Origin of the sequence: Streptomyces sp. NPDC002032, from assembly GCF_042890765.1 — a bacterium.
Classification (GTDB): Bacteria; Actinomycetota; Actinomycetes; order Streptomycetales; family Streptomycetaceae; genus Streptomyces.
Genome location: NZ_JBIASM010000001.1, coordinates 427,238 through 440,235 on the forward strand (window position 1 = coordinate 427,238; position 12,998 = coordinate 440,235).

General features: G+C 74.7%; 10 protein-coding genes. 3 read left to right on the top strand and 7 right to left on the bottom strand.

The window, feature by feature from the left end; genetic code table 11:
• The first annotated feature begins 106 nt into the window (after positions 1-106).
• Positions 107-1,729 carry an apolipoprotein N-acyltransferase gene (gene lnt / locus ACFYYT_RS01650; RefSeq protein WP_351824914.1) on the top strand — a complete coding sequence of 541 codons (1,623 nt, stop codon included), beginning with the start codon at positions 107-109 and terminating at the stop codon, positions 1,727-1,729.
• A 37-nt stretch (positions 1,730-1,766) separates the two neighbouring features.
• The gene (locus ACFYYT_RS01655) at positions 1,767-2,321 is read left to right on the top strand and encodes an NUDIX domain-containing protein (RefSeq protein WP_388606754.1); all 555 of its coding nucleotides are present in this window, start codon (positions 1,767-1,769) and stop codon (positions 2,319-2,321) included.
• Positions 2,322-2,342: 21 nt separating this feature from the next.
• On the opposite strand, the gene uvrA is transcribed toward ACFYYT_RS01655, so the two are convergent.
• Both uvrA and ACFYYT_RS01665 read right to left on the bottom strand, forming a co-directional pair.
• The gene (uvrA, locus tag ACFYYT_RS01660) at positions 2,343-4,823 is read right to left on the bottom strand and encodes an excinuclease ABC subunit UvrA (RefSeq protein ID WP_351824911.1); all 2,481 of its coding nucleotides are present in this window, start codon (positions 4,821-4,823) and stop codon (positions 2,343-2,345) included.
• Between the two features lie 113 nt (positions 4,824-4,936).
• Complete coding sequence (locus ACFYYT_RS01665; protein ID WP_351824908.1) at positions 4,937-5,707, bottom strand: trypsin-like serine protease; 771 nt, start codon at positions 5,705-5,707, stop codon at positions 4,937-4,939.
• Positions 5,708-5,982: 275 nt separating this feature from the next.
• Here ACFYYT_RS01665 and ACFYYT_RS01670 point away from each other — a divergent pair, with 275 nt between their 5' ends.
• Positions 5,983-7,272 carry a bifunctional GNAT family N-acetyltransferase/ATP-binding protein gene (locus tag ACFYYT_RS01670; RefSeq protein ID WP_351824906.1) on the top strand — a complete coding sequence of 430 codons (1,290 nt, stop codon included), beginning with the start codon at positions 5,983-5,985 and terminating at the stop codon, positions 7,270-7,272.
• Between the two features lie 366 nt (positions 7,273-7,638).
• Here ACFYYT_RS01670 and ACFYYT_RS01675 read toward each other — a convergent pair whose 3' ends face one another.
• The 5 genes from ACFYYT_RS01675 to ACFYYT_RS01695 all read right to left on the bottom strand — a co-directional run bounded on the left by ACFYYT_RS01675 (position 7,639) and on the right by ACFYYT_RS01695 (position 12,904).
• Complete coding sequence (locus ACFYYT_RS01675) at positions 7,639-8,256, bottom strand: hypothetical protein (protein ID WP_351824903.1); 618 nt, start codon at positions 8,254-8,256, stop codon at positions 7,639-7,641.
• Complete coding sequence (locus tag ACFYYT_RS01680; RefSeq protein ID WP_351824901.1) at positions 8,253-9,878, bottom strand: serine/threonine-protein kinase; 1,626 nt, start codon at positions 9,876-9,878, stop codon at positions 8,253-8,255. Before ACFYYT_RS01680 ends, ACFYYT_RS01675 begins: the two co-directional genes overlap by 4 nt.
• 141 nt (positions 9,879-10,019) lie before the next feature.
• Positions 10,020-11,276 (bottom strand): Tm-1-like ATP-binding domain-containing protein, encoded by a 1,257-nt coding sequence (locus ACFYYT_RS01685; RefSeq protein ID WP_351824898.1) that lies wholly within the window; start codon positions 11,274-11,276, stop codon positions 10,020-10,022.
• A 48-nt stretch (positions 11,277-11,324) separates the two neighbouring features.
• Positions 11,325-11,843 (bottom strand): NUDIX domain-containing protein, encoded by a 519-nt coding sequence (locus ACFYYT_RS01690; RefSeq protein ID WP_351824895.1) that lies wholly within the window; start codon positions 11,841-11,843, stop codon positions 11,325-11,327.
• 29 nt (positions 11,844-11,872) lie between these two features.
• Positions 11,873-12,904 (bottom strand): cation diffusion facilitator family transporter, encoded by a 1,032-nt coding sequence (locus ACFYYT_RS01695; protein ID WP_351824894.1) that lies wholly within the window; start codon positions 12,902-12,904, stop codon positions 11,873-11,875.
• Positions 12,905-12,998 lie beyond the last annotated feature (94 nt).

Consider the following 12,998-nt stretch of genomic DNA (forward strand, 5'->3'; position numbering starts at 1 on the left):
CCGTCCCGCTCGGCCCTCCCGCCAGACGGTCCCCCCTGCCCGTCCCGCCCCCGGCGCCGGTGGCTCCTTACCGGCCCTTGGGGTACGGGGACGTACACTCCGCCAGATGAGCAGCAGTGTCACCCGCGCCGCCGAGAGCGAGCCCCCGATGCCCGCCGGACCGTCCCGGACCTCCACCGGTGCGGCCGACGCCGTCCCGGAGCCCGGGAAGCGCAGGGGCGCCCGGCTGGTGCGGCCCCTGCTCGCCGCCGCCGCGGGCGTGCTGCTCTACCTCAGCTTCCCGCCCCGCCCCCTGTGGTGGCTGGCCCCCTTCGCGCTCGCCCTCCTCGCCGGCTGCCTGCGCGGCCGTCGCGCCCGGGCGGGCTTCGGGCTCGGCTTCCTCTTCGGGCTCGGCTACCTGCTGCCGCTGCTCGTCTGGACCAGCGAGGGCGTCGGCCCGGTGCCCTGGATCGCCCTCGTCACCCTCGAAGCCCTCCTGATCGGCCTCACCTGCCTCGGCATCGCCCTCGTCAGCCGCCTCCCCGGCGCGCCGCTGTGGGGCGCCGCCGTCTGGGTCGCGGGCGAGGCCCTGCGCGCCCGGGCCCCCTTCGGCGGCTTCTCCTGGGGCAAGCTCGCCTACGGGCAGGCCGAGGGAGTCTTCGTCCCGCTCGCCGCCCTCGGCGGCACCCCGCTGCTCTCCTTCGCGGTGGCCCTGTGCGGATTCGGGCTGTACGAGGCCGTACGCGTCGCCCGCAGCCACCCCGGCCGCACCACCGCCGCGCTGGCCGTCCTCACCGTCGTCGCCCCGGTCGGCGCGGCCCTCGCCGCCCGGCCGCTGGTCTCCGACGCCGCCGAGGACGGGACGGCCGTCGCCGCCGTGATCCAGGGCAACGTGCCGCGCGCCGGCTTCGACTTCAACGCCCAGCGCCGCCAGGTCCTGGACAACCACGCGAACCGCACCCTCCAGCTCGCCGAGGACGTCAAGGCCGGGCGAGTCCCCAAGCCCGACTTCGTGGTGTGGCCGGAGAACTCCTCCGACATCGACCCCTACACGCAGCCCGACGCCTACGCCGTCATCGACCGGGCCGTCAAGGCCATCGGCGTGCCCGTCGCGATCGGCTCCGTACTGGCCCCGGAGACCGGTCCGCTGCGCAACACGATGATCCTGTGGGACCCGGTCAAGGGCCCCACCGACACCTACGACAAGCGCAAGATCCAGCCCTTCGGCGAGCGGATCCCGATGCGCTCGTTCGTCCGCCTCTTCAGCTCCGACGTGGACCGGGTCCGCCGCGACTTCGGCCCCGGCAAGGAGCCCGGCGTCTTCGACATGGGCGGCAGCGGGATCGGCATGGTCACCTGCTACGAGGCCGCCTTCGACGACGCCGTCCGCTCCACCGTCCGGGCCGGGGCCCAGGTCATCGCCGTGCCCAGCAACAACGCCACCTTCGGCCGGACCGAGATGACCTACCAGCAGCTCGCCATGGACCGGATCCGGGCGGTCGAGCACAGCCGCAGCGTCCTCGTCCCCGTCACCAGCGGGGTCAGCGCCGTCATCCGCCCCGACGGCTCGGTCGTCTCCCAGACCAAGATGTTCACCGCCGACGCGCTGGTGGAGGAGATCCCGCTGCGCTCCACCCAGACCCCGGCGACCCGCTTCGGCCCGCTGCCCGAGTACGCGCTGCTCCTGGTCGCCGCGGGCGGGCTGGGCGCGGTCGCCCTGCGCCGGATTCGCGCCCGCCGGGCCGCATGACGACGGTGACCGGCGCGCGCCCTCGTAAGGTCGGGGCATGACCACACCCGAATTCATCCGCGCGATCCGGGCCGGGGCCGGACAGCTGCTGCTCCTGCTGCCCGGAGTGACCGCCGTCGTCTTCGACGACCGGGGCAGGGTCCTGCTCGGCCGCCGGGCCGACACCGGCCACTGGTCCGTGATCGGCGGGATCGCCGAGCCCGGGGAGCAGCCCGCCGAGACGGCGGTGCGCGAGGTGTACGAGGAGACGGCCGTGCGGTGCGTGCCGGAGCGGGTGGTCCTCGTGCAGATGCAGGAGCCCGTCACCTACCCCAACGGCGACGTCTGCCAGTTCCAGGACATCACCTTCCGGTGCCGCGCGACCGGCGGCGAGCCCCGGCCCGCCGACGGGGAACTGCTGGAGGTGGCCTGGTTCGAGCCGGACGGGCTGCCGCCGCTGGACCCGTTCGCCGTGGACCGCGTACGGCGGGCCCGGCGCGAGGAGCCCACCTGGTTCGAGCCCCCGGGCAGCGGCGCCGAGGCCGGCGCCGAATCCGGAGCCGACAGCGGAGCCGGATCCGAGCCCGGATCCGAGCCCGGAGCCGGGGCCTGACGGAGGCTCCTCGCGCCGTCGTCAGGAACGCGCGAGCCGGGCCGCGAGGCGGGCCGCGAGGTAGGGCGCGGTGGCGCTGCGGCGGGCCCTCGCCACCTTGGCCGGCGGGCCCGCCGCGACCACCCGCCCGCCCGCGTCGCCGCCGCCCGGCCCCAGGTCGATGACCCAGTCGGCGGTGGCGATCGTGTCCAGGTCGTGCTCGACGAGGACGACCGTGTTGCCGGCGTCGACGAGCCGGTGCAGCTGTCGCAGCAGCAGCGCGACGTCCGAGGGGTGCAGCCCCGCTGTCGGCTCGTCGAGCAGGTAGAGCGCGTGGCCGCGGCGGGCCCGCTGCAGTTCGGTGGCCAGTTTGATGCGCTGCGCCTCACCACCGCTGAGTTCCGTCGCCGGCTGCCCCAGCCGCAGGTACCCCAGTCCCACCTCGCGCAACGTCTCCAGACTGCGGGAGGCGGCCGGGACGGCGGACAGGAACGTGGCGGCGGCGTCGACGGACAGCCCCAGCACTTCCGCGATGTTCTTGCCGCGGTAGGTGACTTCCAGCGTTTCGGCGTTGTACCGGGCGCCCCGGCAGGTCGGGCACGGTGCGTAGGTGCCGGGCAGGAAGAGCAGTTCCACCGCGACGAATCCTTCGCCCTGGCAGGTCTCGCACCGTCCTTCGGGCACGTTGAAGGAGAACCGCCCGGCCGAGTAGCCGCGCGCCCTGGCCTCGTCCGTCGCCGCGTACAGCTTGCGCACCGCGTCGAACATCCCCGTGTACGTGGCCAGGTTGGAACGTGGAGTCCGGCCGATGGGCCGTTGGTCGACCCGGACCAGCCGGTCGAACGACTCGACCCCCGACGCGTCCTGGACCTCGACCACCAGCTGCGCCTCGTCGGGCTCCTCGGGTACGAGTCCGAGGTGGCCGCGGACGACCTCGGCGAGCACCTGCGTCACCAGTGTCGACTTTCCGGAACCGGACACCCCGGTCACCGCCGTCAGTACGCAGAGCGGTACGTCGACGGACACGTCGTGCAGGTTGTGGCGGGAGACGCCGCTCAGGTGCAGCCAGCCGTGCGGGGTGCGCGGGCGGTGGTCGAGCGGCTTGGCGCGCCCGAACAGGTACTGGCTCGTGGCCGACTCCGCCACCCGCTCCAGACCGGCGACCGGGCCGCTGTACAGCACGCGGCCGCCGTCCTCGCCCGCTCCGGGGCCGATGTCGACCACCCAGTCCGCCCGCCGTACGACGTCCATGTCGTGTTCCACGACGAACAGCGAGTTGCCCGCCTCCTTGAGGCGCTCCAGCACGTCCAGCAGCGGTTCCGCGTCAGCCGGGTGCAGGCCCGCGGAGGGCTCGTCCAGGACGTAGACGACGCCGAACAGCCCCGAGCGCAGCTGGGTGGCGATCCGCAGGCGCTGCGCCTCGCCGGGCGACAGGGTCGTCGAGCGGCGCCCGAGGCTGAGATATCCGAGGCCCAGGTCGAGCAGTACGCCGACCCGCGCGACCAGATCGCCGCAGATCCGGACCGCGACCTCGGTCGTCTCCCCGGACCGGGCCGTCGACGTGGTGGCGTCGGCCCCGGACCGCCCCGCGACGGGCCGCAGCACTCCCACGACCTCGGTGAGCGGCATCGCGTTGATCTCGGCGATGGAACGTCCGGCGAAGGTCACGGCGAGCGCCTCGGGCCGCAGTCCGCTGCCGTGACACGCGGGGCAGGGCACACTCCTGACGAACCGGAGCGCCCGTTCGCGCATCTTCTCGCTCTTGGAGTCGGCGAGGACGTGCATGACGTGCTTGCGGGCGCTCCAGAACTTGCCCTGGTAGCCGTAGTCGATGCGGTCCTCCTCCGGCTCGATGTACACGGAGGGCTGCTCGTCCGTGTACAGCAGCCAGTCCCGGTCCTTCTTCCTGAGCCTGCGCCACGGCCGGTCGATGTCGATCCCCAGGCCGTTCACGACACTGCGCAGGTTGGCTCCCTGCCAGGCGCCCGGCCAGGCGGCGATCGCCCCCTCCCGGATGCTCAGCGAGGGGTCGGGGACGAGCAGGTCCTCGGCGACGTCGTGCACGACACCCAGTCCGTGGCACTCCGGGCAGGAGCCGGCCGCGGTGTTGGGCGAGAACGACTCGGCGTCCAGCCGTGCGGCCCCGGGCGGATAGGTGCCGGCGCGGGAGTACAGCATGCGCAGCAGATTGGACAGCGTGGTGAGGGTGCCGACCGTCGAGCGCGAGCTGGGCGACCCGCGCCGCTGCTGCAGGGCCACGGCCGGGGGCAGCCCGGTGATCTCCTGCACGTGCGGTGCGCCGACCTGGTGCAGCAGCCTTCGGGCGTACGGTGCCACGGACTCGAAATAGCGCCGCTGGGCCTCCGCGTAGAGCGTGCCGAACGCGAGCGAGGACTTGCCCGAACCGGAGATGCCGGTGAAGGCGACCATCGCGTCCCGCGGCACGTCGACGTCGATGTTCCGCAGGTTGTTCTCACTGGCGCCCCGGACATGCACGAAGAGGTCGGTCGGGTCCTTGTTCACCCTTCCTGCTTACCCGATAGCACCGGGAACCGCGCGATCAGGCGCTGCGAGATCAGGCGCTGCCGCGTATCCATGGGGCGGCCCCGCTGCCGCGCCCGGCGAACACCCCCGGCTCAGCCGGCCGGGACCGCCGCCTCGCGGTAGAGCTCCAGGGCCTGGTCGCCCATCACCGCGCTGTAGGAGACCTCCGGGACGGTGCCGCCGCCTTCGTAGCCCCCGAGGACCCCGGCCAGCGCGCCGTCGGCCAGCCAGGGGCTGCCGCTGGTGCCGCCGCTGAGGTCGGGGCAGTCGATCCGGCGCTGCGTCGGCGAGAACAGGCCGGTGGCGTTGGAGCAGCGCAGCGGGGCGTCCAGGGTGCTGGGGTAGCCGAGGACGGTCACCGTCACGTCGTCGGGCTGTTCGGTGGCGACGGGGAAGCCGCCCACGACGTCCTCGATCCGCACCCCGTCCTGCCGGGCGACCGTCGCGAAGGCGATGTCGTCGTCCGGGTTCCGCCCGTCCGTCCAGTCCGGGGCCACGTTCACGTCCGTCAGCCGCCACACCCCGTACGGGGCCTCGCCGTCCCGGTAGCCGGGGGCGAACACGGTGGTGTCGGGGTGGTCGAGGCAGTGCGCGGCCGTGGCGATCACGTCGCGGTCGGCGCTGCGGACCACGGCGGCGGTGCAGAAGTGGCCGCCGTCCAGGTCGTCCGCGAACAGCGCGCCCACCCGGGCCAGCCCCGCGTCGGGCAGGGCCGTGGCGGTGACGCCGAGCGGGGGCACGGCCGCCGCGTCGGGCATGTCCACGCTCAGCAGGGCGGCCATCGCCGCCACCGCGAGCAGGATCCGGGACGCCCGCCGGGCGCGGGGGCGGCCGGCCTGTCGGAGGAGGATGCGGTGGATCATGTGCCGAGCCTTCCCGGCGAAACTGTGTCCGGACCACGGAAGTCTGTATGAATCCGCTGTGAATCCCGTACGGGCTCCCGCGCGAGCCCCGCACCGGCCCCCACGGGGGCCCGGCACCGCCCCCCGGCACCGCCCCCCGCACCGCCCCCGGCCCGGCGGAGTCTATGGCCGCCGCGGTGGGTTTCGGGCCCGGCTGTTGTGCACCGCGGTGCGTGATCGCCGGGGCCGCCCGCGCCTAGCCTCGCCGCAGGAGCACGAACGAGGGGCGGTACCCGGTGAACTGGCTGATCCACGACTACCGCGAGAGCGATCTCGCAGCGGTGGTCCACCTCATCGACACCACGGCGGAACTCGGCCAGGAGTCGGTCTTCTCCCTCGCCGAATGCATCGGCGCCCTCACGGACCGGCAGCCCTGCGTGGTCGCCGTCCACCAGGGCGTCCCGATCGGCGCGGCCCTCGCCTGCGTGACGGGGGAGCGGGCCTGGGTGATGCGCATCGCCATCGCCGCCGGATGGCGCGGCCGGGGCCTGGCCAGCGCGCTCCTCGTGGAACTGGAACGCCGGCTGATCGCCGCCCGCGTCGGGCGGATCGCGTACGTCCTGCCCGAGGAGGACCTGCTCGGCGAGGGCCTCCTCAACGCCGGGTACACGCGGCAGCCGGCCGTCGCCTACTTCGAGAAGACCGAGCCGCTGCACGGGCCCGCCGCCGGGCTCCTCGACGACCTCGGCGGCCGGTTCCTCCCGAGCGACCTGTGGGACAAGGTCGCCGGCATGGAACGGGAGAAGGACCTCATCGAGCGGCGCGTGGTGCTGCCGCTCGCCGAACCGGAGCGGGCCGCCGCGCACGGCGTCCGGCCGCCTCGGGCCATCACCCTCTTCGGGCCGCCCGGCACCGGCAAGACCACCTTCGCCCGGGCCATCGCCTCGCGGCTGGGCTGGCCGTTCGTCGAACTCCTGCCGTCCCGGCTCGCCGACGAGGGGAACCTGGCCGCCGCGCTGCGCGACGCCTTCGCCCGGATCGCCGAGCTGGAGCGGGTGCTCGTCTTCATCGACGAGGTCGAGGAGATCGCCCCCGTACGCACCGAGCCCGCGCAGCCCGGCGGGATCCACGGGGTGACGAACGAGCTGCTCAAGCTGATACCCGGCTTCCGGGAGGGCGGCGAACGGCTGCTGGTCTGCGCGACCAACTCCATCCGCTCCCTGGACCCGGCCTTCCTGCGGCCCGGCCGCTTCGACTACCTGATCCCGATCGGCACCCCCGACGCCGGGGCGCGCTCCGCGATCTGGTCGCGGTACACGGCGGGCCGCGCGGACGTCGACGTGGCCGCGCTGGTGGCGGCGACCGAACTGTTCACCCCGGCGGACATCGAGCACGCGGCGCGGATCGCCGCGCAGGTGTCCTTCGAGCGGGACCTGGAGGCGGTGGGCGCGCGCGGCGCGGCGGCCTCGCAGCTCGGGGCGGCCACGGCGGACTACCTGGCCGCCGTCGCCCAGTGCCGCCCGACGGTGACCCCGGCGATGACGGGCGAGTTCGAGGCGGACATCGACGCCCACGCCCGCTTCTGAAACCCCGTCCCCCGGTTGCGGCGGGGGACGGTCGGCCGTGCGCCCGCCGCCGGGAGCGCGAAATGGCCCGCAGTCACTCCCCAAAGCGACTGCGGGCCTCCCGCGCGGACTTGGCATCCGTGCGGGACGGCCACGTTCCGGTTGGGGTGTCGCCGGCTGGAACGTGGCACGCAGGGGTGCCTGAGGGCGTCCTGTACGCCCTCGTCTACGTCTACGAGTCAACCAGCGGGCCGCCGGGCGCCGCTTCGGCCGGACGGCCACGCCCGGTCGGCCGGAAGGACGAGCCGCGCGGAAGGGCGAGCCGCGCGGACCCTGACGGGCGGGGGGTGGTCCTCGACGGCGGCAGCGCCGTGATCCGGCCGCCCGCTACGGGCGGCAGCTGTAGGTGAACTCCGCCGCGGCGGACCGCACGGCCGGTGAGATCAGCTGGAGTTCGGCCCGCGCCGGGTAGCTGCCCGTCCCCTTGAAGGTCCACAGCAGGTGCAGCGTGGCCTCCCCGCGCCCGCTCGGCACCCGTTCGGTCAGCTCGTCCGACCGGGTGCCGTCGCTGCGGACCCAGCGGTAGGTGAGGGTCCCGGGCCGCCCGTTCGTGTGTACGACGGCCACCACATCGGCGGCCGCATCGCAGCCGGGACCCGCCGGGTCGGTGGTGACCGCCACGTGCCGGACGACGACCGACGGCCCGAACCGCTGCCAGCCCAGCCAGGCCAGCACCAGCGCGAGCACCACGGCCGCGAGGGTGTACCGGCGCCAGCCGCCCCCCGGCCGCCGGACCCGCCGGGCCACGACGGGCGCCACCGGGAACGGGGCCGGCATCGCGGCCGTCACCCCCGGCCCGAAGCGCAGGACGGACCCCTCCACCCGGTCGGGCGCGGCGTCCTCGGGCGGCGGCGGCCCGGTGAACCAGTGGCTGCCGAGGACGGTGGCGCTGTACCCGTCGTCGTCGCCCGCGGCGGCCGGCTGCGGCGCGCGGGGCCCGCTCATCGCGGCACCTCCTGGTCCTGGCAGCGCGGCAGCGGCTGAGAGTCGGAGGCGGCACCGGTGGCGGCGGCCGGCTGCGTGGTGACGCGGACGCCGCCGAAGCAGCCCCGGCCCCGGGAGAAGGAGTGCGAGCGGACCACCGGGGCGAGGGACCCGGCCTGCACGACGAAGGTGTCCGTGCCGTCGGGCACCGCGTAGGAACCCTGTGCGGAGCCGAGGTACCACTGCAGGACCACGGTGACCGGCCCGCTGCCCCGGGCGGTGACGGAGACGGCGGCGTCGCCCCGGTAGACCCCGGGCTTGAGGGAGACGTCCACGCCGGTCACGCGCAGGGTGGGGGAGGGCGTCGGCGTGGGCGTCGGCGACCAGGACACGGTCGGCTCGCCCGTCGGCGTCGGCGAGGGGCTCGGACTCGCCGGGTGCGGGGGCGTCGGCGACGGGGAGAGCGAGGGCCCGGGGGAGACCGGGGGGCTCGGGGAGGCGCCGGGGGAGGCGGACGCGGAGGCCGACGGGGACGCGGACGGCCCCGGGGCGGGCGCCGCCGGCCCCGGCGGGGCCGCGCTGGTGGTGGCGAACGCGCTGAGCGCCGAGGCCCCGTCCGGGGTGCCCCCGACGGCGTCGGTGGTCAGCACCAGCACCGCGCCCAGGACGAGGGCCAGCCCGGCCGCGAACCACCCGGCGCGGCCCGGCTCCCAGCCGGCGGCCCGTCCGACCGAGGTGGTGGCCACGGCCGTGGTGCCCGCCCCGGCGGCGCCCGCCGAAGGGAACAGCAGGGGCAGCAGCGCCGCCAGCGCGGCCAGTTTGCGCTGCCCGCGCTCCTCCCACGCGGGCCCGTACGCGGCCACCGCCAGCGCCTCCAGCTCCGTCACGAAGGCCTCGGCGTTCTCCGGCCGCTGCTCGGGCCGCTTGGCCAGGCCCCGGCGGATCAGCGGCCGCACCGGCTCGGGGGCCTCGGTCTCCGGGACCGGGGCCTCGATGTGCTGGACGGCCAGCTCCGCGAAGTTCTCCCCGTCGTAGGGCTTGCGCCCGGTCAGGCACTCGAAGAAGGTCGCGGTGGCCGCGTACACGTCGGCGGTCGGCGAGGCGGGCTGCCCCTGCCACTGCTCGGGCGCCATGTAGGCGGGGGTGCCGGCCACGCCGGGGGTGGTGCCGCGGCCCGCCGCGATGCCGAAGTCGACCAGCTTGGAGGAACCGTCCGGGGCGACCAGCACGTTCTCCGGCTTGTAGTCCCGGTGCACGACCCCCGCCCGGTGGGCCGCGGCCAGCCCGAGGAGGGAGCCCTTCAGCACCACCAGCGCCGCTTCCGGCTCCGCCCGGCCCGATTCCCGCAGGACCGCGCGCAGCGAGATCCCGTCGACCAGCTCCATGACGATCGCGGCGCCGCCCGGCGCCTCCACGTACTCGTACAGGCCCACCACGTACGGGGATCCGAGCCCGCCCAGCAGCCGGGCCTCCGCCCGGAACTCGCGGACGAAGGCGGGGTCCCGGCGCAGCCGCTCGGACAGGTACTTCACCGCGACCGCCGTGCCGGTGGCCGCGTGCACCGCGAGCACGACGCGGCCGCTGCCGCCCGCGCCGAGCTCCCGTACCTCGGCGTAGCCGGGCACCGTCCAGCCGTTCTCCATCGTCCGCCCCCGTCCGTGGCGTCGCCGGCCCCCGAGGGCGGCCGCCGGTCGTCCCCCGACCGGCACCCCACAGGACACGGTTTCCGACACGGCCGGTTCCCAACCCCGCCGGGCGTCCGGCACCCGGACACCCGCCGGTGGTCAGGCCGCGGCCGAGACCGCCCCGATCATGGTGTGCAGCCGGTCGGCGGCCGCCCGCCCGAAGGCCGGGTCGTTGATGTGCGTGTCGTAGTCGTAGAGGCGGGCGGTGCTCCCGCGCAGCCCCTCGCGCAGCGCCGTGAACAGCGCCCGGTCCGCGCCGGGATCGTGGTACGGACCGCCCGGCGCGCCCAGCGTGGACAGCCCGCGCAGGGGCAGGCAGACCGCCGTCGGCCCGGTGGCCGCGCGCAGCTTCGCGGCGACCCGGCGGCCGAGTTCCGCGCATTCGGACTCCGTCGTACGGATCACCGTGATCGACGGGTTGTGGATGCGGACCCGGCGGTAGCGGGCCCGCTCGGGCAGGCTCTCCAGCGGCCCGAACTTCACCATGTCCAGCGCCCCCAGGCTCACCACCTGCGGTATTCCGGCCCGCCCGGCCGCGCTGAGCCGGTCGGGACCGGCGGTGAGGATGCCGCCGCACAGGTCGTCGGCGAGCTCGCTGAGGGTCAGGTCCAGCACCCCGGCGAAGATCCCCTGCCCGGCCAGGGTCTCCAGGGTGCGCCCGCCGGTGCCGCTGGAGTGGAAGACCAGCACCTCGTAGCCGAGTTCGGTCAGCCGCTCCCGGGCCGCGTCCACCCCGATCGTGGTCACGCCCGCCATGCTCGCCGCGACCAGCGGCCGCGCGCCCGCCCCCAGCCGGGCCGGCCGGCGCAGTTCCATGGAGGCGCGCTGGAACCCCTTGGCCATCCCGGCGACGGCCTCCACGGCGTTCGCCAGGACCGGGGCCGAGACGCTGTTGATCCCCGCGATGTCCACCACGCTGTACATCATCGTGATGTCCGCGGATCCGACGTACGGGGCCACGTCCCCGGACGCCATGGACGAGACCATCACCTTCGGTACGCCGAGCGGCAGTGCCCGCATGGCCCGCGTCGCGATCGAGGTGCCCCCGCTGCCCCCGATCGCGAGCACCCCGTGCAGGCGGCCCTCGGCGTGCAGGGCCAGCAGGGCCGCCTCGGCGCCCCGGGCCATCGTCGTCACGGCCGCGCCCCGGTCGGCGGCCGCCCGCAGCCGGGCCAGATCCGTACCGGCCGCCCGGGCCACCTCCTCGCGCGGCACGTCGGCGCTCACCCGGGGCTCTCCCATGATCCCCGTGTCGACCAGTACCACCTCGACGCCGGCGCGCAGCAGCCTCTCGCGCAGCCAGCCGTACTCGACACCCTTGGTGTCCAGGGTTCCCACCAGCACGACGCTCGTCATATGTGCAATGTCCATGCAGGTGGGGTTTGTTGGCAAGTAAAGGTCAGGTCAACCCTCCAGCAGGGCCAACAGGCGCTCCAGGAAAGGAATCTGACCGGTAATCAGCTTGTTTCGGGCCATGGGTGGAGCGAACCAGGCCACCCGGTCCAGCTCCGGGAACTCCTGCTCCCGCCCCGAGTGCGGGGGCCACTCCATGGTGAAGGTCCCCGGCACCATCAGGGCCGGGTCGAGGTCCGCCTCGACCGCCCAGACGGTGACCAGCTTCCCGCTGCCGAGCCGCAGCTCGCCCAGCGGCAGGTACTCGCCCTCCGGAGGCGGCAGCCCGATCTCCTCCGTGAACTCCCGGCGGGCCGCGTCCCGCGGTGTCTCCTCGGGCCCGTACTCGCCCTTGGGGATCGCCCAGCCGCCCGCGTCCCGGCTCGCCCAGAGGGGGCCGCCCATGTGCCCGAGCAGCACTTCCACGCCTGCCGCGGAAGACCCGGTCGCGCCGTCCGTGGCGCCTGGGCCGTGCGTGCGGCGGAACAGCAGCAGGCCGGCGCTGCGCTTGTGCCTCTTCGGCTCCGTCATGGGTTCATGTATGCCCCGCCGGGCGCCGCTCAGTGCGCGTGCGGGCCCTCCCGGTGCACCGGACCGTGCGCGTCCGCGCAGTGCGGGTCCTCACCGCCCGGCTCCTCGCCCGCCCGGCCGACCGACAGCAGCGGCTCCTGCCGGTGGTCCACCTGGAGGGTGGTGTGGGTGACCCCGTACTCCTTCTCCAGCAGCCGCTCCAGGTCCCGGCGCACCGCGTGGCAGTCGCCGGCCGGCTCCACCAGCACGTGCGCGGACAGGGCCGCCTGCCCCGAGGTGATCGTCCAGATGTGCAGGTCGTGCACCTCCGTGACCGGCGGGTGTCCCACCAGGCGGTCGCCGACCGCGTCCGGGTCCATGTGCGCCGGGGCGGCCTCCAGGAAGATCCGCCCGGACTCGCGCACCAGCTCGTAGCCGGCCTTCACCATCAGCACCACCACCACGAGCGTGGCGATCGCGTCCGCTTGCGCGAAACCGGTGGTGAGCACGATCAGACCGGAGACGGCCGTCCCGATGAAGGCGTACAGGTCGTTCAGGATGTGCTGGTAGGCGCCCTCCACGGCCAGGGAGGACCGGTTGGCGCGCGAGATGCACCAGGCCGCCGCGACGTTCACCACGATCCCGGCCAGCGCCGTCACCAGCACCAGCCCGCCCTCGACCTGGGGCGGGTCGATCAGCCGGCGCACCGCCTCGTACGCCAGCCAGACCGCCAGCAGCAGCAGGGTCAGCCCGTTCGCCTGGGCGGAGAGGATCTCGGCCCGCTTGAGGCCGTACGTGAACCCGCCGCGCGCCGGCCGGGCCGCCAGCCGCATCGCGATCAGGGCGAGCACGATCGAGACGGCGTCGGTGAGCATGTGCGCCGCGTCGGAGATCAGGGCCAGCGACTGGGCCATCACGCCGATGACCACCTCGATGGCCATGAAGCCGCCGATCAGGGCGAGCGCGATGCCCAGCCAGCGGCGGTCGGCGTCCGGGCCGACACCGTGGCTGTGCCCGGCGTGCCCGTGGCCCGCGGCGCCGTCCTCGTGCGTGTGCGCGTCCGCCCGGTCGTGCCCGGTCATGGCATTCCCCCGTCTGTTCGGTTCCGACGCGTGAAGTGAAGCGCACCGCGGCGCGATCGGCAAAGGCTGCAACGGGGACCGTTGTCATTCCCTT

What these genes read in the sequence shown, in the direction of transcription:
- lnt (WP_351824914.1), top strand. Translation starts at nt 107, where the DNA reads ATGAGCAGCAGTGTCACCCGCGCCGCCGAGAGCGAGCCCCCGATGCCC.
- ACFYYT_RS01655 (WP_388606754.1), top strand. Translation starts at nt 1,767, where the DNA reads ATGACCACACCCGAATTCATCCGCGCGATCCGGGCCGGGGCCGGACAG.
- ACFYYT_RS01665 (WP_351824908.1), bottom strand. Translation starts at nt 5,707, where the DNA reads ATGATCCACCGCATCCTCCTCCGACAGGCCGGCCGCCCCCGCGCCCGG.
- ACFYYT_RS01675 (WP_351824903.1), bottom strand. Translation starts at nt 8,256, where the DNA reads ATGAGCGGGCCCCGCGCGCCGCAGCCGGCCGCCGCGGGCGACGACGAC.
- ACFYYT_RS01680 (WP_351824901.1), bottom strand. Translation starts at nt 9,878, where the DNA reads ATGGAGAACGGCTGGACGGTGCCCGGCTACGCCGAGGTACGGGAGCTC.
- ACFYYT_RS01685 (WP_351824898.1), bottom strand. Translation starts at nt 11,276, where the DNA reads ATGACGAGCGTCGTGCTGGTGGGAACCCTGGACACCAAGGGTGTCGAG.
- ACFYYT_RS01690 (WP_351824895.1), bottom strand. Translation starts at nt 11,843, where the DNA reads ATGACGGAGCCGAAGAGGCACAAGCGCAGCGCCGGCCTGCTGCTGTTC.
- ACFYYT_RS01695 (WP_351824894.1), bottom strand. Translation starts at nt 12,904, where the DNA reads ATGACCGGGCACGACCGGGCGGACGCGCACACGCACGAGGACGGCGCC.